This is a genomic window from Streptomyces sp. NPDC001480, from assembly GCF_042894725.1.
Taxonomy (GTDB): Bacteria; Actinomycetota; Actinomycetes; order Streptomycetales; family Streptomycetaceae; genus Streptomyces.
Genome location: NZ_JBIAVX010000012.1, coordinates 111,293 through 131,194 on the forward strand (window position 1 = coordinate 111,293; position 19,902 = coordinate 131,194).

Consider the following 19,902-nt stretch of genomic DNA (forward strand, 5'->3'; position numbering starts at 1 on the left):
CCCTGGGATGGGACGTGCATATGGGCGTCAGCGGCGCTCTCGGCAGTGCAGATCCGGCCGATCCGTTCGACATCGAGTCCGCGGCCGTGGTGGTCACCGATGCCGATCAGCTGATCGTCTCCTGGAGCCCGGGAGCGGAGCGCCTGATCGGCTACCCGGCCCGTGACGTGGTCGGACACCCCGTGGCATCCGTGATGGCGGACGGGAACCTCGCCACCGCCGTCTCCGGGCTCAGGCGCACGGACCGCGGCTGGGCCGGCGTCCTCGCCGCCCGGCACCGCGCCGGTCACGCCGTCGACCTCTCGATCCGCATGTGCCCCCTCGTCGGCGCCGACGGCCACCACGGCTGGCTCGTCGTCGCCTGCGACGTCAAGGACCGGCTGGAGTACGAGTTCTTCGACGCGGTCGCGCGCGGGCTGCTCGTGCGGTCCCCCCTCGGTATCGCCGTACTGGACACCGAGCTGCGCTGGAAATGGGCCAACCGCGCGCTGGCCGAGATGGAGGGGGGCCGGCCGGACGACGCCGAGGCACCCGGAACCATCACCGGCGGCGGTGAGCCGGCGTTCCTCGGCAACCGTCACGCCAGGCGCGCGCTCATCACCGGGGAGCCCCAGGTGACCCTGGACCACGCGCCGCCCCGCCACGGCCTGGCCCGCCGGACCAGGGAACGGAGCTTCAGGTTGCGCTCCTTCTTTCCCGTGCGGGACGCCGAGGGCGAGACGCTGGGCATCTGCCTCGTCGCACTCCACGCCACCGGCCAGGACACGGCACGCGACCGGCTGACCCTGCTGAACGAGGCCAGCGAACACATCGGGACCACCCTGGACCTCGACCGGACGGTGCAGGAGCTGGCGGAGGTCGTGGTGCCGCGCATCGCCGACTTCGTGGCGATCGACCTCCTGGACGAGGTACGACGGGAAGGGCGGAAGGAGGGGCAGCGGCCCAGGGGGCCCGGGCAGGGCGAGGCGACGCTGCACCGTGCCGCCCACCTGTCGATCCAGGAGGACCACCCCGAAGTGGTCGTGCAGATCGGCGCCGCCACCCGCTACCCGGCCCGGTCCCCGCAGGAACGCTGCCTGGCCACCGGGAAGCCCATCCGCGAGGTCGTCAGCGCCGCGACGCCGTGGCTGGTCGACGACTCCCAGCGGTGGACGAGACTCCTCCGGCTCGGCGTGCACACGCACCTGGTCGTCCCGCTGCGGGCCCGCGGCATCACCATGGGAGTGGTGACCCTGCTGCGCTGGAAGAACCCCGACCCGTTCGACGAGGACGATCTGCTCCTCGTCGAGGAACTGGTGGCGCGGGCCGCCGTGTGCGTCGACAACGCCCGGCGCTTCGCCAGGCAGCACCAGGCCGCGCTCACCCTCCAGACCAGCCTGCTGCCGCCCGATCTGCCCCGGCACAACGCGGTCGAGGTCGCCTACCGCTACCTGCCCGCCGACACCGAGGCCGGGGTGGGCGGCGACTGGTTCGACGTCATCCCGCTCTCCGGCGCCAGGGTGGCGCTCGTCGTGGGAGACGTCGTCGGTCACGGGCTGCACGCCGCGGCCAGCATGGGGCGGCTGCGGGCCGCCGTCCAGACGCTGGCCGATCTGGACCTGCCCCCGGACGAACTGCTGACCCACGTGGACGACCTGGTGATGCGGCTGTCGGACGAGGCCGAAGCCGCCGCGCAGGGCTCGGTCGTCGTCGGCGCGACCTGTGTGTACGCCGTGTACGACCCGGTCACCCGCACCATCGTGGTGGCTCGCGCCGGGCACCCCAGCCCTGCCATCGCCCACCTGAGCGAGCCGGTCGAGTTCCCCGACATCCCCGCCGGGCCGCCGCTGGGACTCGGCGGCCTCCCGTTCGAGTCGGCCGAGATCACGGTGGAGGAGGGGAGCGTCATCGCGCTCTACACCGACGGACTGATCGAGGCCTCGGACCGGGACGTCGACGTGGGGATGGAGCGGCTGTGCTTCACCCTGGCCCACCCCGACCGGCCGCTCGAGGAACTGTGCGACATCATGGTCCGCACCCTGCTGCCGGAACGCCCGCGCGACGACGTCGCCTTCCTCATCGCGCGGACCCACGCGCTCAGCCCCGACCGCGTCGTGTCCTGGGACGTCCCCGCGGACCCCTCGGCGGTGCACGTGGCCCGGAACAACGCCGCCCGCCAGCTCGCCCAGTGGGGTCTCGAAGAGGTGGCGTTCACCACCGAGCTGATCGTGAGCGAACTGGTGACCAACGCCATCAAGCACGCGTACGGGCCGATCAGGCTGCGGCTCATCCACGAAAGCGCCCTGATCTGCGAGGTCTCGGACGCCAGCCACACCTCCCCGCACCTGCGGGGGGCGCGCATCACCGACGAGGGAGGCCGGGGCCTGTTCCTGGTCGCCCAGGTCGCCCAGCGCTGGGGCACCCGCCACACATCCGACGGCAAGACGATCTGGACCGAGCAACAACTGCCCGACGGTACGTGACCCGGCCGGATGCCGACCCGGCGGAAGGGAGGGCTTGGGATGACGGCCGAATCCCCCGAGACCGACCGTGACGTCTCCGTTCCCGAGACGCCGCGGCCGACCGGGCTGCTGGACGTGCTGAGCGTCGCCGCGGTGGTCCTGGACACCGGCGGGCGCATCGTGTTCTGGACCCCGCAGGCGGAGGAGCTGTTCGGCTACACCGCGGACGAGGCGCTGGGCAACTACGCCGCGCGGCTGCTGATCGGCCCGGAACACCTGAAGTCCGTCCTGAGTCTGTTCACGGACGTGCTGGAGACCGGCCGGAGCTGGGCGGGCGCCTTCCCCGTGCGGCACAAGGACGGCAGCAGCCGCCTGATGGAGTTCCGCACCATGCGGCTGCTCGACGACGTGGGCGAGATGTTCGCCCTCGGCATCGCCGCCGACCACACCCTGCTCCAGCGGGTCGAGACCGACCTGGCGCTGTGCGACCGGCTGATCAGGCAGTCCCCGATCGGACTGGCCCTCCTGGATCCCGAGCTGCGCTACGTCCTGGTCAATCCCGCGCTGGCCCGCATCGACGGCATACCCGCCGAGGACCACATCGGCCGCCGGCTGCGCGAGACCCTGCCCTTCTCCGACGTGGGGACGATCGAGTCCGCGCTGCGCCAGGTGCTCACCACCGGCACCCCGCTGCTCGACCAGTACCACGTGGGCCGTCCCCCGACCGACCCCGACGAGGACCACGCCTGGTCCCTGTCCTTCTACCGCCTGGAGGACCCCGGCGGGCGGACCCTGGGCGCGGCCGCCTCGGTCGTCGACGTCACCGAGCGGCACCGGGCGGCCATCGAGGCCGACCGGGCCCGGCGCCGTCTGGCGCTCATCGCCGACGCCTCCACCCGCGTCGGGACCACGCTGGAGGTCGAGGAGACCGCCCACGAACTGGCCGACATAGCCATCCCCGATCTGGCCGACGTGGCCGCCGTGGACGTCCTGGACGAGGCACTGGCCTACCGCCGCACCAGCAAACCGGCAGGCGGCCCGGAACTCTTCCGCGCGCTCGCCCTGCGGGCGTCCCACCCCACCGTGGCCCTGCGCGCCGCCGACCCTCCCGGCGACCTGGCCGCCTATGACGGGGACCGTCTGGTGACCCTGTGCGTCCACACGGCCCGACCGGTCGTGGTGCGGCATGTGGCCGAGCAGGACCTGCCGCGCATCGCACGCGACGCCGAGGCCGCCACGCTCCTGGCCCGGGCCGGCGTCCACTCCTATCTCGCCGTGCCACTGGTCGCCCACGGCGAGGTGCTCGGCGCCCTCGACCTCAAACGCACCCGCAACCCGCTCCCGTTCGACGACGACGACGTCGTCCTGGCCAGCGAACTCGCCAGTCGTGCCGCCATCGCCATCGACAACGCCCGCTGGTTCCAGAGCGTGCGCAACACCGCCCTGACCCTCCAGCGCAGTCTGCTGCCCGATCACCCACCGCACCACACCGGGCTGGAGGTCGCCTCCCGCTACCAGCCCGCCCAGGCCACCAGCGAGGTCGGCGGTGACTGGTACGACGTGATCCCGCTGGACGACGACAAGACCGCGCTGGTCGTGGGCGACGTGATGGGCAACGGCATCGACGCGGCCGCCACGATGGGCCGGCTGCGCACGGCCACCTGCGCCTACGCCGACCTCGACCTGCCCCCGGAGGCGGTGCTCCAGCACCTCGACAAGATCACCTGCGATCTGGAGCACTACATCGTCACGTGCCTCTACGCCGTGTACGACCCCCGCACGCGCGAGTGCCACCTCGCCAACGCCGGACACATGCCCGCCGCGCTGGCCAGCCCGGGCCGGGCGCCCAGGCTGCTCGACCTGCCCGCCGGGGCGCCGCTCGGCGTCGGCGGGATCGCCTTCGAGACCACGACGATCCGCCTCGACCCCGGCGACCTGCTCGTCCTCTACACCGACGGTCTCGTCGAGACCCGGCACCACCCCATCGACGACCGCCTGAACATGCTCCTCAGCTTCCTCCAGGAGCCCCACCGGCCCCTGGAGGAGACCTGTGACCTGCTGCTGTACGGCCTGCGCCACCCGGACGACCACGACGACGTCGCCCTCCTGGTGGCTCGGACGCGTTAGCCGGCCCGCACCTGTTCCTCCAGCCGTTCCAGGCTGCGGTCGAGGGCTTCGCAGGCCGCGCGCTCGCCCGGGTCGTGGCCTCCCTCGAAGAACGACAGATGGACGGTCACCTCACTGGCCCCGCTGCCGATACCGGCGACCTGGAGCCAGCCGGCGTAGCCGCCCTGCGCGCGGGTGCCCCACTCGATGCGCATCTGGTCGCGTTCGGCGCGCAACAGTGCCGAGGTGTCCTCGTCGGAGCGGTCCTCGTGCACGGTGACGGCCGGCGGTTCCTCGGGGCGTACGTGCAGGGCATCCGGCAGCCAGGCGTCGAGCCGGCCGACGTCGGCGGCCCGGTCGAAGACCTGGTCGGGCTGTGCGGGCATCGTGCGTGAACGTTCGTACTCGGCCATGGCGGCACCGTTCCTCCGCTCGGGTACGTGCCCCGGACGCGTGCCCCTTCTGCGGCGACCGAAAAGTCACTGTGGCGGCGCCGTCCGCAGGGCGCGCAGCACCGACCAGACGACCGAGATGAACGGGACGGCCACGACGGCGCCGATCACACCCGCGACGATGCCGCCCGCGATGACCGACACGGCGACGACGAGGGGGTGGAGACGGACCGCCCAGCTCAGCACCAGGGGGTGCAGCACATGTCCTTCGAGCTGACCGATGACGACGATGAGTGCCAGGACGGCGAGGGCGGTGAGGGGGCCGCGCCCGGCCAGGGCGACCACCGTGGCCACGCCGAGCGCGACCGGTGAGCCCACCAGCGGCACGAACGCGGCGAAGAACTCCAGCAGGGTCAGCGGCAGCGCGAGCGGTACCCGCAGGACGAGCAGGACGACACCGACGAGCACGGCGTTGGTGGCCGCCACGATGATGATGCCCCGGGTGTACCCGGCGAACGTCCGCCAGGCCGCGCGCCCCGCCCGGTCCCATCCCGGGCGGGCACCGCTGGGCAGCAGCTGGTCGCGCGCCCACGCCCACAGGTTCTCGCCGGAATGGATGAAGAAGAGCGAGGAGAACAGCGCGAGCACCCCTCCGGCGGCCAGTTCGACGACTTGGCCGAGACCGCTGACGGCACGGCTGAGCAGTCTCGAACGGTGTGCGTTGAGGTAGTCCACCAGCTGGCCCTGGAGGGCGGAGAGCCTGCCGGGGCTGATCCGGAACGGCGGACGCCGCAGCCACAGCTCGAGCCGGTGGATGCCGCCCTGCAACTCACCCGCCAGCTTCGCCGACTCGCCCGCCACCGCGTTGCCGACCAGGGCCAGCAGACCGAGCAGGAGCAGCAGACTGCCGACGAGGGCGACGGCGACGCTCAGGGGCCGGGGGAGCACGCGGCTCAGCAGATCGGCGACGGGGCGCAGGACCGAGGTGACGATGAGTGCGACGAACAGGGCCACGGCGATGAGCTGGAAGCGGCCGAGGACGGTGAAGACACCGTAGACGACGATGCCGACCACGATGAGGCGCCAGGCGTAGGCCGCGGCCACGCGCAGGGACGGCACGGTCCGCTCGGCCGCCCCGAGGGCCGCCGGGCCGCAGCGGCGCCGCGGCGGGAGCCGTACCAAGTGCGCCGGCCGGCTGCCCAGCACCACCCGGCCCGCCCGGCGCCCGCGGCCGTGCCCGGCCGCTCCACCGCCCGTATCGGCCACGGCCTCTCCTGCCTCCCCTGAGTTTCTGACCTTCCGTCACTTCTAGAGCACCGTAAGGGCCCGCCGGGCGGAGCGGGCGAAACAACGCGCGCGGACCGGCGGTCCGTCGGCCTGGGCTTCGCACGTGACCGCCAACGTGATCCTCGCCGAGATACTCGACCGTGACGCCGTCGGGACGGAGGGGGAGCAGCTGCTCGCCGGCACTCCCGCCCTGCCCGGCTACACCAGCGAGGCGTGTCGCGCCGAGCGGCTGCCGGAGGCCGCAGGGGCGATCCACTGCGACGCCCTGCGGCTGCTGGACATCGTCGAGCGGACCGGGGTCACGTCCCTGGTGCTCCATGCCGGGCGGGGCTGGGCCCGCGTACCGGCTCCGCTGCTGCACCGGACCCTCCAGCGGCGCGGCCGGCAGGCGGACGCGGCGGCGTTCCGGGACGCGCTGGCCCGCCGGGTGCGGGAGTTCCCCGCGGTCCGCACGGGGGCCCGGTGGGCCGGCACGGGCGCCGAACACCTGATGCTGCGCATCGCCGTCGACGAGCAGCTTCCGTCGGCCTCCGCGCAGCGGCTGATGGAGACACTGCTCGCCGATCGCGACAGCGCACTGAGCGCCGGCCGGTTCCACAGCTCACTTCCGGCCTCGCGGTGAACCGCTGTGAACCGGCCGGGCGCCACGTCGGGTGTGAGGAGGCGCGCGGGGTGGGAATCCGTGTGCGGGACGTCCGGGTCCCGGTACGGCGGAGGGAGTTGGGGAGATGGCCACCACGGCGGGTAGGGCCCGATCGGCTTCGAGCGCGCCGGACGGTCTGCGGCTGCCCGGGATCGTCCTCGGAGTGGGCCTCGGCGGCTTCCTCGACGGCATCGTGCTGCACCAGCTCCTCCAGTGGCACCACATGCTCACCAGCACCGACCACGATCACATCGGAGTGAGGTACTACGACCCCCACACGGTGTCGGGGCTGGAGATGAACACCGTGTGGGACGGCATCTTCCACACGGTGTGCTGGGTCGCGGTCATCGCCGGCCTGGGCATCCTGCACGCGAGGGTCACCCGCGACCGGCGGGCCGTGTGGGCGTCGCGGGCGCTGTGGGGCTGGATCCTGGCCGGCTGGGGACTGTTCAACCTCGTCGAGGGGCTCCTCGACCACCAGATCCTCGGCATCCACCATGTGCACGGCGGCCCGTACCAGGCCTGGTGGGACGCCGGATTCCTCCTCCTGGGCGGACTGCTGGTGGCCGGCGGTCTGCTGCTGCGGCGCGGCGGCCGTGCCTGATGGACGGCATGGAGCACATGCGTCACGGCGGCACCGGCGGCGGACTGCCGGGCACGGTGCCGGCCGTGCTGGTCCTGCTCGCCGCCGCCGTCGGTTACCTGCTCGCCGTGCGCCGTGTCCGTCGCCACAACCCGGCACGGGGCTGGCCCCACCCGCGCTCGGGATCGTTCCTCGCGGGACTGGTCCTGACGGCGGTCGCGTTGCTGCCGCCGCTGGGCCCGGCCGCGCACACCGACTTCCGCGCGCACATGGCCCAGCACATGCTCGTCGGGATGTACGCGCCGCCGATGCTGGTGCTGGGCGCACCGGTGACCCTGCTGCTGCGCGTGCTGCCGCCGGTGCGGGCCCGGCGCCTGACGGCGGTGCTGCACAGCCGTCCGGCGCGGGTGGCGGCGCACCCCGCCGTGGCCCTGCTGCTGAGCACCGGCACCCTGGGGCTGCTGTACTTCACCCCGCTGTACGACACCGCGATGGGCCGCCCGGCCTGGCACTGGCTGATGGTGGGGCACTTCCTGGCCGCCGGCTGCCTGTTCGCCCACGCCGTCGCCGGCCCCGACCCGGCGCCCGCCCGGCCCGGGGTACGGACCCGGCTGGTGTACCTGGGCGTCGCGGTGGCCGTGCACGCCCTGATCGCGCAGGCGATGTACGGTGGGTTCCTCATCGACATCCACGCTCCCGTCGACCAGGTCCGGCAGGCCGCCGAGATCATGTACTACGGCGGCGACATCGCCGAACTCCTGCTCGCGGCCGCGCTGGTGGCCACCTGGCGGCCCGAGCGCCGCACCGGGGCCCCGGCTTCGTGCGGCCGTCTCGTCGGTGAGTCTCCCTCAGGCTGACGGAAATTCTCCGTTCGGGTCGAAGAGCTGCCGCAATGGATAACGTGCCCCGTTCTGGGAACGCGAACATCTCCGTCCGGATATGCCGGTCAGGAACCCGTCCGGACTACGCCGGTCAGGAACACAGCACGCCCGTCCTTGGGGGAGCACATGCCAGTACGCCCATGGTCCGCGGGGCCGGAAACGACCCTCCGGGGCACGGTGCTGGCCGGCCGCTACCACTTGGGCGCCCTGCTCGGGCGGGGCGGTGCCGCCGATGTCCACGAGGCTCTCGATCTCCAGCTGAGGCGGCCGGTCGCGGTGAAGGTGTTCCGTGCGGGCACCGGCGCGCAGACGGAGGAACGATTCGCCGCGGAGGCCCTGCTGCTGGCCCGGCTGGAGCATCCCGGACTCGTCACCGTCCACGACTACGGTCGGGACGAGGGCCGGCCGTTCCTGGTCATGCAGCTCTTCAAGGGCTCGACGCTGCGCACCCGCATCGCCGCCGGCATGCTGCCCCGCGGCCATGTGTGCGCCCTCGGCGCCGCCCTGGCGGAGGCCCTCGCGCACGTGCACGCCGCCGGGGTGGTGCATCGCGACGTCAAGCCGTCCAACATCCTCCTGGACGAGACGGGCGCGCCCCACCTGACCGACTTCGGCATCTCGCGGCTGATCGACGCCACCTCGCACACCGCCGACGGGGCGCTGGTGGGCACTGCGGCGTACCTGGCTCCCGAGCAGGTCACGGGCCGCGAGGTGGGGCCCGCCGCGGACGTCTACGCCCTCGGCCTGACCCTGCTGGAGTGCCTCAAGGGACGACTGGAGTACGACGGTGCCCCGCTGGAAGCGGCGATCGCCCGACTGCACCGTGCCCCGGTGATTCCGGCCTTCCTCGACGGTGAGCTGTCCCGCCTGTTGCGGGCCATGACCGCCCAGGAGGCGTGCGACCGCCCCGATGCGGCCGGGTGCGCCGAGGCGCTGACCGCGCTGAGCGGGGCGAGGCCCGTCCTGCCGGCCGGGGCGTACGGCACCGGCGGGGCGGACGCCCCGGAGTATTCCGCCGATCCCGAACCGCTGCGGACCGTGGCGGCCCCGCGCCGGGTCCCGGCCGTCCGGCGGCACGGCAGGCGGAACCTGGCCACCGCCGGGGCCGCACTGACCACGCTGCTCGGCGTCACCCTGACGGGATCGATCGTGGGCCTGAACGGTTCCGGCGGCAGCACCGCTTCGGGCGCCGACAGACACGGACCGACGGCTCGGGCGACCGAACCGTCCGGCACCCCCTCGGCACCGGCGCACGGCACGGCACACACCGCCCCGCGCACACCCGCCGTGCGTTCCGCGCAGGATCCCGGCACCGCCTCGGGTCCCTCCTCCGCACGACAGGGGTCGGACGAGGCCTACGGCGGGGGGACGGCGACGGCGGCCGGGCCGCAGTCCCCGTCCAGGAAGTACAAGGCGCTGTCGGACCCCAAGAAGCCCAAGCCGCCCGGACAGCCGAAACCGCCCAAGCAGCCGGCCGCCCCCAAGCACGGGAAGAAGCACTGACGGGGCACTCGGCCGAGGGTGCTTTCGCCGGAGCGATTTCGGGAACCCGTCGCCTGTCCCGACCGCCCGAGAGACCGGAGGCCGCGGTGACGGATGAGCACAACGCCCAGCAGGACCCCACCACGCAGCACCCGCGCCCCGACTTCCCGGCGCAGGACCAGCCGCACCCGGGCTGGACCGGACCGATGGACCCGCCGCCCGACCACGGGGAGGAGTCCTACCGTGGCTCCGGGCGACTGGAGGGCCGCAGGACCGTCATCACGGGCGGGGACTCCGGTATCGGGCGGGCCGTGGCCCTGGCCTTCGCCCGCGAGGGTGCGGATGTGCTCTTCACCCACCTCGCGCAGGAGGAGGACGAGGCCCGCGAGACGTCACGGCTCGTGGAGGAGGCGGGACGCAAGGCGGTCGCCGTGTCCTGCGACATCCGCGAGGAGGACAACTGCCGGGCGCTGGTCGACCGGGCCGTCGCGGAGTTCGGGCGCATCGACGTCCTGGTGAACAACGCCGCGTACCAGATGTCCCAGCCGGACGGCTTGGAGGCGATTCCGACCGAGCAGTTCGACCGGGTCATGCGGACGAACCTCTACGGGATGTTCTGGCTGACGAAGTTCGCTCTGCCGCACGTTCCGGAGGGCGGCAGCGTCATCAACACCACGTCCGTGCAGGCCTACAAGCCCAGTCCGCACCTGCTGGACTACGCGATGACGAAGGGCGCGATCGTCACCTTCACCCAGGGGCTGGCCCAGACGCTCGCCGGCCGTGGCATCCGCGTCAACGCGGTCGCACCCGGCCCGGTGTGGACTCCGCTGATTCCCGCGACCCTGCCCGACACCACGGAGTTCGGCAAGCAGAGCCCGCTGGGCCGCCCGGCGCAGCCTGCCGAGATCGCCCCGGCGTACGTGTACCTCGCCTCGCAGCAGGCCAGTTTCATCACCGCGGAGGTCCTCAACGCGACGGGCGGCACGCCACTGCCGTGACTCGTGACGGGCAGCCCTGACACGGCGTCAGGGTCGTCTCGGGGTAGGGCCGGGGGTGTCACCGATGGTGGCCGGTCAGCGGTGGACGGCAGGATGATCGACATGCCGAACTCCACTGCTGACCGCCCCGTCCTCTCGTTCGCACGCCGTAGCGGTGTCTTAGCGGCAGGCGTCGCCGCACTCGTGGGCATCACGGCCGCGTCCACACCGGGTACCGCCCACGCCGAGCCGACCGCCACCACCGTTTCGGCCGCCGACTTCAGCGACTGCCCGCCCCTGCCCTCCGGAGTGGATCCGACCCGCTGGCGATGTGAAGTACACAACGCGTCACCGAAGTTGACGATGGGCAAGCTCACCGTGGACCTCGCGCCGATCACCATGACGCACGCCGAGGGCCCCCTGCCGGACGGCACCGACGGGCAGGTGTGGGGGGCGATGCACACCACCCCGACCGCCGTGTCCAAGGGGTTGGCGATACAGCCGGAATACGGCGGCCGGTCCGACTTCTACACCGGGCGGTTCAGTCTGCGCTTCCGGCTCCTGAGCCCCCTGTTGCGGCACGGCTGCACCATCGGGGCGGACGCCCCCGTCGACTTCCGGATGAAGCGGTCGGGTCCTTCGGAGTGGCTCTCCCAGGACCCTCCGGTGATCAGGTTCTCCGCGTACGACGACACCTTCACGGCCCCTGCCGCCGAACACTGCGGACCCCTGACCGCGTCCCTCAACCGGGGGTTCGGCCTGCCGGCGGCGAGCGGGAACCTCATGACCTACGACGCCGTCTACACGTTCAAGACCTACGACCAGCTTCCGGAGCGCTGAGACCGGTCAGGCCTGGATGCCGGTCGGCTGCAACCGCGGCCGTTCCCCGCTTTCGCAGCGGGGCGGCAGCAGGGATCCCAGTGACGGCGAGGGTTCGAGCCCCAATTCCTCGCGCAAGATACGACGGCATTGTTCATATTGGCGCATCGCCGCACCCCTATTTCCGGCGGCCAAATGCGCCTTCACCAGTACGCGATGCGCGCTTTCCCGCAAGGGTTCGGTACGTACCGCGGTGAGTCCGGCGGCGACCGCTTCACCATGTCGTCGCGCCGCCGTCAGTCGTTCGGTCATCGCTTCCAGGGCATAAAGCCGCAGCTGATGGTATTGCTCCTGTTCAATCAGCATCCAGTCGTGTTCCGGCCATTCCGGAAGCAGGTCAGCCGACAAGTCCGCCAACGTCTCCATCGTGAGGATGTCCTCGCAGGAGCGGGATTTGTCGAGCAGGCGGTGTGCGCGTGCAACCGCTTCGTGCAGGTCCACGGCGATGTGTTTGGCGATGGCCAGATCGCGTACCGATACCTCGATGATGGGGTGGCCCATGCGGGTCGCCCTCCAGAGGGACGATCGCAGGTTTGCATTGGCACGTGAGGCCGTGACGTCCGGCCAGAGAATTCCGGCCACGTAGGTGCGTGAGCGCGGCATGTCCTGCAAGGCCAGAAAAGCGAGGAGTCGCTGCGTACTGGAGCAAACCGGAACGCGTGTATGGTCAACCGATAGTGCGAAGCCCTTGAGCAGCCTCAAGGTGATGCGGTGTGTTTGTCCGTTCATCGACGCCCCCGGTACCGATGTCGGCTTTCATGATCTTCGATGCGTCTCTAGGGATTCTCGAAGTCCATGTTACGAGCAAAACATGATCGCAGGTCGTTTCTTAGCGTGACAGGCGTCGGAAAGGAATCACCACGGCGTCGCGGAAACGTCACCCGTCCTGCTCAAGCAGCTCTTCGAGCCAGAGACGCACCGCGTCGAGGACGGCGGTGGTCTTGCTCGCCGCGGCGGGGGGCTCCTGCTGCCCGCCGACCGCCTGGATGATGCGCGCGCGGAAGCCGTCGGAACCGCCGCCTTCCACCCACACCCGCAGTATCAGGACGCCGGACCGCGTCGAGGGGGTCTCCATGAGAGACCAAGTGTTCCCCACCGATGTCACCCCGGCGTCGCCGGTCCGTGTCCGCCGACGTCGTCGCCGGCCGCGAGGACACCTCGGTGACGCCGGTGCGACGGGTTCGTCGCGGCCGGATCACATCAGGCTCTGCATTGTTTCGGCGTACGTCTTCAGCGCGGGCCGGGACGAGGGGGCTTGGAGTGGGTGACTTCGGTGTGATCGCCGACGTCTCGTCGGGCATCGTCAGCGCTCTCACCCAGGCCCTGCGCGGGCTCAGCCAGGTGGAACCGCCGATCGCCGAACTGAACGACCTCTCGGAGACGGTGCAGACGCCGCCGCCCAAACTCACCGTGTTCCTCTACGAGATCGCCGAGGACCCCACCTCGCGCAACCGGCCCCCGGTGCGCTCCCAGCCGCCCGGCCCACCGACCGTGCGCAAGGCGCCGATGGCCCTGCTGCTGCGGTATCTGATCACTCCCTGGGGCGGCGACCAGGCCACCCAGCACCGCATGCTCGGACGCGCCCTCCAGACCTTCTACGACGACGCGATCCTCGACGGCGCACAGCTGACCGGCAGTCTCGCCGGCAGCACCGACTCGCTGCACCTGACGCTGACACCGCTGACCCTGGACCAGAAGTCCTGGGTCTGGTACGCGATCCAGAAGCCCTACCGGCTGTCACTGAACTACGAGATCCGCGTCGTCAACCTGGACTCGGCCGTCGAGACAGCGGTGCGGCCCGTGCAGAGCCGGACCATCGAGGGGACGGCGACGCCATGAACGCCTTCCTGCCGCCGGCCCGGTCGACCCTGCACAGCCCCGTCTGGCTGGTGCCGTTCGACGACCACGCCCGGCAAGTGCGCGCGGCGGGCGTGGCGGTCCGCCTCGAACGGTTCGACGCCGCGGACGGCTGGCTGGCCCTGGACGACAGGGCGGTACGCACACCCAGCGGTGCCCTCGCCTTCCCGGGGCTCGGCAGGCGGAGCGAGCCGTGGACCGTCCCGCCGGAGCGCCACCGCGCCCTGTTCGCGGCCCCCGGCTTCCTGCCGCTGTACCCGGACGACGACCAGCCGTTCACCGCCGACCTCGTCGGCGTCGAGTTCCTCGTGCACGCCTACGACGACACCCACCCGCCGGCCGTGGAGACGGCACCGAGGCTGGTCCGGATGCTGCCGGCGGTCTCCTATCCCTACGCGCCGGGAGTGCTCACCGTCCACGGCGTCGTGGTCGACGCGGCCAGCCGGGCGCCCGTCGTGAACGCGCTGGTCGAGGCCGCCGGGCACACCGGCGACGACCTGACGCCGTGGCGGGAGAGGACCCTGGCCGACGCCACGGGCGCCTTCCGGCTCGCCCTGCGGTGGGAGGGGGAGAAGGCCGCGGACAACCCCGCCGAGGAGACCTTCCGCCTGTCGGCCGCCGAACGGCCGGGCCGGGCGGGGGAGCTGACCGTGCGCCTGCCCCAGGACGCCTCGCGCCGACACGTCATCGAGATCCGTGAGCAGTGAAGGAGCCATCCATGGCCGAGTATCTGAGCCCCGGGGTCTACGTCGAGGAGATCGACGCGGGGCCACGGCCGATCGCGGGGGTGAGCACGAGCACGGCCGGCATGGTCGGGGTCACCGCTCGCGGCCCGTCCGCCGGCAAGCCCAAACTGGTCACGAACTTCCTGGAGTTCCAGACCGTCTTCGGTGGCTTCCTGCCCGAGCCCGAGGCGGGGGTCCGTGACGCCTGGGCCGAGAACCCCGCCGAAGGAGGCCGCTGGTGGCTGTTCCCGCTGGCCGTCAAGGGCTTCTTCGACAACGGCGGACAGCGGCTGTACGTGAAACGGGTCGTCGCCGCGGACGCCGAACCCGCCGTGGGCACCCTGGTGCGGGGCCTGGTGAGCCCCGTCGCCACCGACGCGGCGCACGGTGCCACCAGCCTCCAGCTCGGCCATCTCATCGGCTTCACCGGTGTCGGCCAGCAGATCGACATCTACCGGGGCGACGACCAGCAGCTCATCCACACCGCGGCGGTCTCCGGCTACGACATGACCAACCGCCGGCTCACCCTGGACACGGGGCTGACCGCCGAGGTCAGGACGGCCCGCGGGGACTACGTCCAGATCGGGCAGCGCGGAACCGACAAGACACTGCGGCTCTCCGCGGTCAGTCCCGGCGCGTGGGGCGCGGCCGTCCAGGTGCGGATCCAGCCGATGGTCGGCGCCGCGCTGCCGGTACTGCCCGATCCGCAGGAGGGCCCGCTGTTCATCACACGCCTCGTCGCGGACGCGCCCCAGGACAGCGGGACGGTCGAGGTGGCCGCGGTGAGCGGGCTCGACCCCGACGAACTGCCCGCCGAGGTCTGGGCGCAGATCGGCCCCAGCCGGTTCAAGGTCCAGGCGAGCCAGCCGGCCGACGGCAAGGTGACACTGACCCTCCCGGCGGGCACGACGCACGCGGCCTGGGACACCGGACTCACCGTGCGCCGCGTGCGCCGGGGCAACACCACGGCACTTCCGACCCTGCGTGTCGGCGGCGCGAGCCGGCTGTACGAGGGCGCGGTCACCCAGCTCGACGACGGCACCACCATGACCGTACTGACCGTGGTGTCGGTCGCCGAGGACACGGTGACCTTCGACCGGAACGTGCCGGGAACGTTCTTCGAGGGCGACCGGATCCATCTGGTCGAGGCCGAGGTCGCCACCCGGTTCACCGACCCGGGCGGCGCGTCGGTCACCGAGACGTTCCCCGGTCTCCGGCTCACCGGCGACAGCCCCGCGAACGTGACGACCGCTCTGGAGAGCCGGTCGCAGCTCGTCCGGGCCACGGCACTGGCCGGCCTGTCCACCGACCCCGCGCTGTTCCCGGTGCCCGCGACCGGTTCCTGGCTGACGCTGGCTGACGGCGAGGACAAGTACGACAGCCTGAGCGTCGCCGACTTCGTCGGCACGGACGGCGGCAGCGGCCGGCGCACCGGCATCGTCGCCCTGGAGGACATCGACGAGGTGGCCGTCTGCGCGGTGCCCGGCATGTGGTCCGGCACGGTCGAGTCGGCCCTGGTCGCCCACTGCGAGACGCTCAAGGACCGGTTCGCGATCCTGGACCCCCGCGACGGACTCGGCATGGAGGGCATCCAGGCGTTCCGCGAGCCGTTCGACACCAAGTACGCCGCGCTGTACCACCCCTGGCTGGTCACCCGGGACCCGTCCACCGACCGTGACGTCGAGGTACCGCCGTCCGGCCACATGGCCGGGATCTACGCCCGGGTCGACGTGGAACGAGGCGTGCACAAGGCACCCGCCAACGTCGTCATCAGGGGCATCAGGCAGAGCGACGGCATCGCGCAGGACATCACCAAGCGCCACCAGGACCTGCTGAACCCCAAGGGCATCAACGCGCTCCGGTTCTTCCCCGGGCTCGGCCACCGGGTGTGGGGGGCACGCACCCTGTCCTCGGACAGCTCCTGGAAGTACGTCAACGTCCGGCGGCTCTTCCTCTACCTGGAGGAGTCGATCGACGAGGGCACCCAGTGGGTGGTGTTCGAGCCCAACGACGAGGCGCTGTGGGCCGTGGTCCGCCAGACGGTCACCGACTTCCTCACCACGGTCTGGCGCAGCGGCGCGCTCGCCGGGACCACCGCCGCCGAGGCGTTCTTCGTCGCCTGCGACCGCACCACGATGACCGAGGACGACCTGGCGAACGGCAGGCTCGTCTGCGTCATCGGCGTCGCGCCGGTCTTCCCCGCCGAATTCGTGATCTTCCGGATCCAGCAGAAGACCAGCGAGACCCAACTCGCCTGATCCGCACGACCGATCCACCGGACCGAGCACCCGACCGAGCACCCGACCGAGGAGGCACCACCATGCCACCCTTGCCGACGAGGGACGATCCCTACGCGTCGTACAACTTCAGGATCACCGTGAACGACGTCAGCAACGACGGTCTCGCGGTGAGCGGCTCCTTCACCGAGGTGAGCGGCCTGGAGCTGGAGATCCCGCCGATCGAGTACCGCAACGGCAGCGAGGACATCACCGTCCGCAAGATCCCGGGGCTGAAGAAGTTCACCAACCTCACCTTCAAACGCGGCATCACCGGCCACGTCGACTTCTGGAACTGGGTGGTCCTGGCGCTCCAGGGCACGGTGAAGCGCACCTCCGGCCTGATCGTGCTCGAGGACGAGAACCACCACGACGCCATGCGCTGGAGCTTCAGCAGGGGCTGGCCGACCAAGTACACCGGCCCCACGCTCAGCGCGACCAAGAACGAGATCGCCATGGAGACGCTCGTCCTGGCGGTCGAGAAGCTGGAGATCCAGACCTGACATGGCCGGCGAAGCGCTTCCCGGCGTATCCCTGACGTTCGCCCCGCGCGGCTCGGACGCCGAGCCGCTGCGCACGGACGTGGCGGCGTTCCTCGGCCGGCTCCGTCGCGGCCCGGTCGGCTCCCCGGTACGGGCGGAGAACTGGAGCGACGTCGTGGGCGCGTTCGGACCGCCGGACGGCGCGTCGGCCACCCCGTACGCACTGCGCGGCTTCTTCGAGAACGGCGGCCGTACCGCCTGGGTGCTCCGGGTCTCCGGCCCGGCCGGCACCGCCGGGGCGCAGTGGACGGCCGGAGACCTCGGCGGACTCACGGCCACCCGCTACCAGGTGGTCGCCACCAGCCCGGGCGCCTGGGGCAACGGCGTACGCGTCGCCATCCGCTTCCAGGCCAGCACGGTGGCCGGGCCGCCCACGGTGAGCGTGCGGATCACGGTGCCGGGCGAGACCCCCGAGTCCTTCCCGGGCCTGCCGCTCGCCGAGGTGGCCGACCGGCTCACCGCGTCCCGCTACATCCGGCTGCTCCCCGACGGACCCGAGCCGGCCCCCGCGCGGAGCGGCCCGATCTCGATGTCCTGGGAACTGGCGCTCACGGGCGGCACCGACGCCCCGCCCACCCGGCAGGAGTACGCGGACGCCGTGACCGCGCAGGCCGAACTCCCGGAACCGGCCCTGGTGGCGCTGCCCGACCTCGGCACGGACCTGGCCGGGACCGCGCACACGGACGCCGTCCTGGAACTGCTGAGGACCGTGTCCCCGCTGCTCGACCGGCTCGTCGTCCTGGACGTACCGCCCGGGCTGTCCTCCGTGGACGACACGGTGGACTGGGTCCAGTCACTGACCGCGACCGGCGACAGCGAACTGCTGAGCTGCGCGGCCGTCTACCACCCCGGGCTGCGCACCCCCGACGGCCCCGGGCTGCGCACCGTCCCGGCGTCCGGTCACGTCCTGGGCGTGATCGCGCGGCTCGACGGCGAGCGCGGAGCACACCACACGCCCGCGGGCGCCGTGATCCTGGAGGCCGTCGACCTCGCGGCCGACCTGCCGGAGCCGCAGCAGGTCCGGCTGTTCGACGCGGGCGTCGACCTGATCCGGTGCACCCGGGGCCGGGGGCTGATGGTGTGGGGCGGACGCACCCTGTCCGCCGATCCCCGCACCCGGTACGTGGCCCACCGCCGGCTGCTGCATCTGCTGGTGCGCGCGATCCGGCGGGTGGCGAGCCCGCTGGTGTTCGACGTCAACTCGCCCGAGCTGCGGCTGACCCTCGTCCGCGCGGTCACCTCGGTGCTCCTCGCCGCCTTCCGCACCGGCGCCCTGGCCGGGGCGCGGCCCGAGCAGGCCTTCCAGGTGGTGTGCGACGACACCAACAACCCGCCGGAACAGGACCCGGGGCAACTGGTCTGCGAGATCGAGGTCGCCCCCGCCGTCCCCATGGAGTTCGTCCGGCTGCGCCTCGTGCTCGGCCAGGACCGCGGCCTGGAGGTGATCGAGGCATGATGCAGGACCCACTGCCCAAATACCGCTTCCTGGTGACGCTCGACCCCGCAGACGCCTATCTGCCGCCCACCCAGGCGCTGTTGCTGCCCCTGGTCGCCTCCGGTGCGTTCCAGGAGGTCACCGGCCTCGGCGCGCAGCTGGAGGTGACGAGCTACCCGGAGGGCGGCCGCAACGACTCCGTCCACCAGCTGCCGCTGCGGCACTCGTGGAACCGGATCACCCTCAAGCGCGGGGTGGTCCGCGACACCGGTCTGTGGGCCTGGTACCAGGCCGGGCTCGCCGACTCGCTGGGCGCCCGCCGCGACGGCGCGGTGATCGTACTCGCCCCGGACGGCACACCCGGCGCGGCCTGGGCGTTCCACGGCGGGCTCGCCGCCAAGTGGAGCGGCCCCGACCTGCACGCCGAACAGAACGCGATCGCGATCGAGTCGCTGGAGATCGCGCACGAGGGACTGACCAGAGTCGTCCAGGACACCGCCGCGGACGCCCCGTCGCGGCCGAGCCAAGGGAGGTGACCGGCGTGCCGAAGGTGACCATTCACCACCTCGAAGTCCGGTTCCAGGTGGAGGGCGACGACGGCGCCGTGTTCACCCGGCTGTTCAACAAGCACATCCAGGCCTGGGCGAAGCTGTACGAGGACCAGTGCGCCCGCACGCAGCACACCCGGGCCGAACGCAGCTTCGGCGACGGGGAGGAGCAGCCGTGAGCGTGACGCCCGTCTCCTTCGCCCGCCAGGGCGCCGCCCTGGCCCGCCTCGAGATCGTCCGGCCGGTCATCGCCGACGAACGGAAACGCCGCATCCCGCTGCGGTTCAACCCCACCGACTACAAGCTGAGCAAGTCCAACACCTACGCCGAGATCACCATCCCCGGCCTGGAGACACCGCCCCTGCAGTTCGTACGCGGCGGCACGGAGACGCTCACCGTGCAGGCGCTGGTCGACACCTCCGACACCCTGGAGAACGTACGCACCGCGTACGTCGCCGCCCTGCGGGGCCTGCTCAGGCCCGACAGCCGGGAACACGCGCCGCCCGTCGTCCGGTTCGTGTGGGACGAGGAGGTCTTCACCGGCGTCGTGGAGAAACTCGACGTCAACTACCAGCTGTTCCGGCCGGACGGTGTACCGCTGCGGGCCCTGCTGGACCTCTCCCTGAAGGAGTTCCGCCCGGCCGCCGTCCAGGTCGCCGAGACGCCGCGCTCCTCGCCCACGGTGGAGAAGAGCTACGTGGTGCGCCGCGGCGACACCCTCAGCTCCATCTCCGCCGCGGTGTACCGGCGGCCCGACGCCTGGCGGGAACTGGCGCGGGCCAACGGGATCAGCGATCCACGCGACCTCAGGCCGGGCCGGGTGCTGACCGTGCCCCGGCTGCCGTGAG

20 protein-coding genes are annotated in these 19,902 nt (G+C 71.9%); 16 read left to right on the forward strand and 4 right to left on the reverse strand.

From position 1 onward, the window contains the following. Nucleotides 1-20 precede the first annotated feature (20 nt). Nucleotides 21-2,462, forward strand: coding sequence for a SpoIIE family protein phosphatase (locus tag ACFY01_RS28895; RefSeq protein ID WP_390738675.1), 2,442 nt, complete (start codon nucleotides 21-23; stop codon nucleotides 2,460-2,462). 39 nt (nucleotides 2,463-2,501) lie between these two features. Further along, nucleotides 2,502-4,568: a SpoIIE family protein phosphatase gene (locus ACFY01_RS28900; RefSeq protein WP_390738676.1), complete on the forward strand. Its 2,067-nt coding sequence runs from the start codon at nucleotides 2,502-2,504 to the stop codon at nucleotides 4,566-4,568. Here ACFY01_RS28900 and ACFY01_RS28905 read toward each other — a convergent pair. After that, nucleotides 4,565-4,960 carry an SRPBCC family protein gene (locus tag ACFY01_RS28905; protein WP_390738677.1) on the reverse strand — a complete coding sequence of 132 codons (396 nt, stop codon included), beginning with the start codon at nucleotides 4,958-4,960 and terminating at the stop codon, nucleotides 4,565-4,567. The genes ACFY01_RS28900 and ACFY01_RS28905 overlap by 4 nt on opposite strands. A 66-nt stretch (nucleotides 4,961-5,026) precedes the next feature. Further along, entirely contained in the window at nucleotides 5,027-6,205 is a 1,179-nt protein-coding gene (locus tag ACFY01_RS28910; protein ID WP_390738678.1) for an AI-2E family transporter, read from the reverse strand. Nucleotides 6,206-6,329: 124 nt separating this feature from the next. Here ACFY01_RS28910 and ACFY01_RS28915 point away from each other — a divergent pair, with 124 nt between their 5' ends. From ACFY01_RS28915 to ACFY01_RS28940, 6 genes are all read left to right on the forward strand, one after another. Next, on the forward strand, nucleotides 6,330-6,848 hold the full coding sequence (locus ACFY01_RS28915) for a hypothetical protein (protein ID WP_390738679.1): 519 nt from the start codon (nucleotides 6,330-6,332) through the stop codon (nucleotides 6,846-6,848). A gap of 106 nt (nucleotides 6,849-6,954) precedes the next feature. Next, the gene (locus ACFY01_RS28920; protein WP_390738680.1) at nucleotides 6,955-7,473 is read left to right on the forward strand and encodes a DUF2243 domain-containing protein; all 519 of its coding nucleotides are present in this window, start codon (nucleotides 6,955-6,957) and stop codon (nucleotides 7,471-7,473) included. Beyond that, nucleotides 7,473-8,309, forward strand: coding sequence for a cytochrome c oxidase assembly protein (locus ACFY01_RS28925; protein WP_390738681.1), 837 nt, complete (start codon nucleotides 7,473-7,475; stop codon nucleotides 8,307-8,309). Before ACFY01_RS28920 ends, ACFY01_RS28925 begins: the two co-directional genes overlap by 1 nt. 150 nt (nucleotides 8,310-8,459) lie before the next feature. Further along, nucleotides 8,460-9,836, forward strand: a complete 1,377-nt coding sequence (locus tag ACFY01_RS28930) for a serine/threonine-protein kinase (protein WP_390738682.1) — start codon at nucleotides 8,460-8,462, stop codon at nucleotides 9,834-9,836. 86 nt (nucleotides 9,837-9,922) lie between these two features. Next, a complete protein-coding gene (locus ACFY01_RS28935; protein WP_390738683.1) occupies nucleotides 9,923-10,813 on the forward strand; it encodes an SDR family oxidoreductase in 891 nt (296 codons plus the stop codon). Between the two features lie 102 nt (nucleotides 10,814-10,915). Next, nucleotides 10,916-11,632 (forward strand): hypothetical protein, encoded by a 717-nt coding sequence (locus tag ACFY01_RS28940; RefSeq protein ID WP_390738684.1) that lies wholly within the window; start codon nucleotides 10,916-10,918, stop codon nucleotides 11,630-11,632. A 6-nt stretch (nucleotides 11,633-11,638) separates the two neighbouring features. On the opposite strand, the gene ACFY01_RS28945 is transcribed toward ACFY01_RS28940, so the two are convergent. Together ACFY01_RS28945 and ACFY01_RS28950 are read right to left on the reverse strand one after the other, a co-directional pair. Next, entirely contained in the window at nucleotides 11,639-12,400 is a 762-nt protein-coding gene (locus ACFY01_RS28945; RefSeq protein ID WP_390738685.1) for a BTAD domain-containing putative transcriptional regulator, read from the reverse strand. A gap of 148 nt (nucleotides 12,401-12,548) precedes the next feature. Next, complete coding sequence (locus ACFY01_RS28950) at nucleotides 12,549-12,746, reverse strand: hypothetical protein (protein ID WP_390738686.1); 198 nt, start codon at nucleotides 12,744-12,746, stop codon at nucleotides 12,549-12,551. Between the two features lie 185 nt (nucleotides 12,747-12,931). Between ACFY01_RS28950 and ACFY01_RS28955 the strand changes: the two genes are divergently transcribed. From ACFY01_RS28955 to ACFY01_RS28990, 8 genes are all read left to right on the forward strand, one after another. Continuing rightward, complete coding sequence (locus tag ACFY01_RS28955) at nucleotides 12,932-13,510, forward strand: DUF4255 domain-containing protein (RefSeq protein WP_390738687.1); 579 nt, start codon at nucleotides 12,932-12,934, stop codon at nucleotides 13,508-13,510. After that, nucleotides 13,507-14,235, forward strand: a complete 729-nt coding sequence (locus ACFY01_RS28960; RefSeq protein ID WP_390738688.1) for a carboxypeptidase regulatory-like domain-containing protein — start codon at nucleotides 13,507-13,509, stop codon at nucleotides 14,233-14,235. The genes ACFY01_RS28955 and ACFY01_RS28960 overlap by 4 nt, the downstream gene beginning before the upstream one ends. Nucleotides 14,236-14,246: 11 nt before the next feature. Then, the gene (locus ACFY01_RS28965; RefSeq protein ID WP_390738689.1) at nucleotides 14,247-16,511 is read left to right on the forward strand and encodes a phage tail sheath family protein; all 2,265 of its coding nucleotides are present in this window, start codon (nucleotides 14,247-14,249) and stop codon (nucleotides 16,509-16,511) included. Nucleotides 16,512-16,573: 62 nt separating this feature from the next. After that, entirely contained in the window at nucleotides 16,574-17,032 is a 459-nt protein-coding gene (locus tag ACFY01_RS28970; protein ID WP_390738690.1) for a phage tail protein, read from the forward strand. Nucleotide 17,033: 1 nt separating this feature from the next. Beyond that, a complete protein-coding gene (locus tag ACFY01_RS28975) occupies nucleotides 17,034-18,527 on the forward strand; it encodes a phage tail sheath family protein (protein ID WP_390738691.1) in 1,494 nt (497 codons plus the stop codon). Continuing rightward, the gene (locus ACFY01_RS28980; protein ID WP_390738692.1) at nucleotides 18,524-19,042 is read left to right on the forward strand and encodes a phage tail protein; all 519 of its coding nucleotides are present in this window, start codon (nucleotides 18,524-18,526) and stop codon (nucleotides 19,040-19,042) included. Before ACFY01_RS28975 ends, ACFY01_RS28980 begins: the two co-directional genes overlap by 4 nt. A 5-nt stretch (nucleotides 19,043-19,047) precedes the next feature. Continuing rightward, nucleotides 19,048-19,233 carry a putative phage tail protein gene (locus tag ACFY01_RS28985; RefSeq protein ID WP_390738693.1) on the forward strand — a complete coding sequence of 62 codons (186 nt, stop codon included), beginning with the start codon at nucleotides 19,048-19,050 and terminating at the stop codon, nucleotides 19,231-19,233. Next, nucleotides 19,230-19,901, forward strand: a complete 672-nt coding sequence (locus tag ACFY01_RS28990) for a LysM peptidoglycan-binding domain-containing protein (RefSeq protein WP_390738694.1) — start codon at nucleotides 19,230-19,232, stop codon at nucleotides 19,899-19,901. Before ACFY01_RS28985 ends, ACFY01_RS28990 begins: the two co-directional genes overlap by 4 nt. Nucleotide 19,902: the final 1 nt, after the last annotated feature.

Excerpts from the sequence above, each read along its gene's own strand:
- ACFY01_RS28895 (WP_390738675.1), top strand. The coding sequence starts at position 21 with ATGGGCGTCAGCGGCGCTCTCGGCAGTGCAGATCCGGCCGATCCGTTC.
- ACFY01_RS28900 (WP_390738676.1), top strand. The coding sequence starts at position 2,502 with ATGACGGCCGAATCCCCCGAGACCGACCGTGACGTCTCCGTTCCCGAG.
- ACFY01_RS28905 (WP_390738677.1), bottom strand. The coding sequence starts at position 4,960 with ATGGCCGAGTACGAACGTTCACGCACGATGCCCGCACAGCCCGACCAG.
- ACFY01_RS28920 (WP_390738680.1), top strand. The coding sequence starts at position 6,955 with ATGGCCACCACGGCGGGTAGGGCCCGATCGGCTTCGAGCGCGCCGGAC.
- ACFY01_RS28925 (WP_390738681.1), top strand. The coding sequence starts at position 7,473 with ATGGACGGCATGGAGCACATGCGTCACGGCGGCACCGGCGGCGGACTG.
- ACFY01_RS28930 (WP_390738682.1), top strand. The coding sequence starts at position 8,460 with ATGCCAGTACGCCCATGGTCCGCGGGGCCGGAAACGACCCTCCGGGGC.
- ACFY01_RS28940 (WP_390738684.1), top strand. The coding sequence starts at position 10,916 with ATGCCGAACTCCACTGCTGACCGCCCCGTCCTCTCGTTCGCACGCCGT.
- ACFY01_RS28945 (WP_390738685.1), bottom strand. The coding sequence starts at position 12,400 with ATGAACGGACAAACACACCGCATCACCTTGAGGCTGCTCAAGGGCTTC.
- ACFY01_RS28950 (WP_390738686.1), bottom strand. The coding sequence starts at position 12,746 with ATGGAGACCCCCTCGACGCGGTCCGGCGTCCTGATACTGCGGGTGTGG.
- ACFY01_RS28960 (WP_390738688.1), top strand. The coding sequence starts at position 13,507 with ATGAACGCCTTCCTGCCGCCGGCCCGGTCGACCCTGCACAGCCCCGTC.
- ACFY01_RS28965 (WP_390738689.1), top strand. The coding sequence starts at position 14,247 with ATGGCCGAGTATCTGAGCCCCGGGGTCTACGTCGAGGAGATCGACGCG.
- ACFY01_RS28970 (WP_390738690.1), top strand. The coding sequence starts at position 16,574 with ATGCCACCCTTGCCGACGAGGGACGATCCCTACGCGTCGTACAACTTC.
- ACFY01_RS28975 (WP_390738691.1), top strand. The coding sequence starts at position 17,034 with ATGGCCGGCGAAGCGCTTCCCGGCGTATCCCTGACGTTCGCCCCGCGC.
- ACFY01_RS28980 (WP_390738692.1), top strand. The coding sequence starts at position 18,524 with ATGATGCAGGACCCACTGCCCAAATACCGCTTCCTGGTGACGCTCGAC.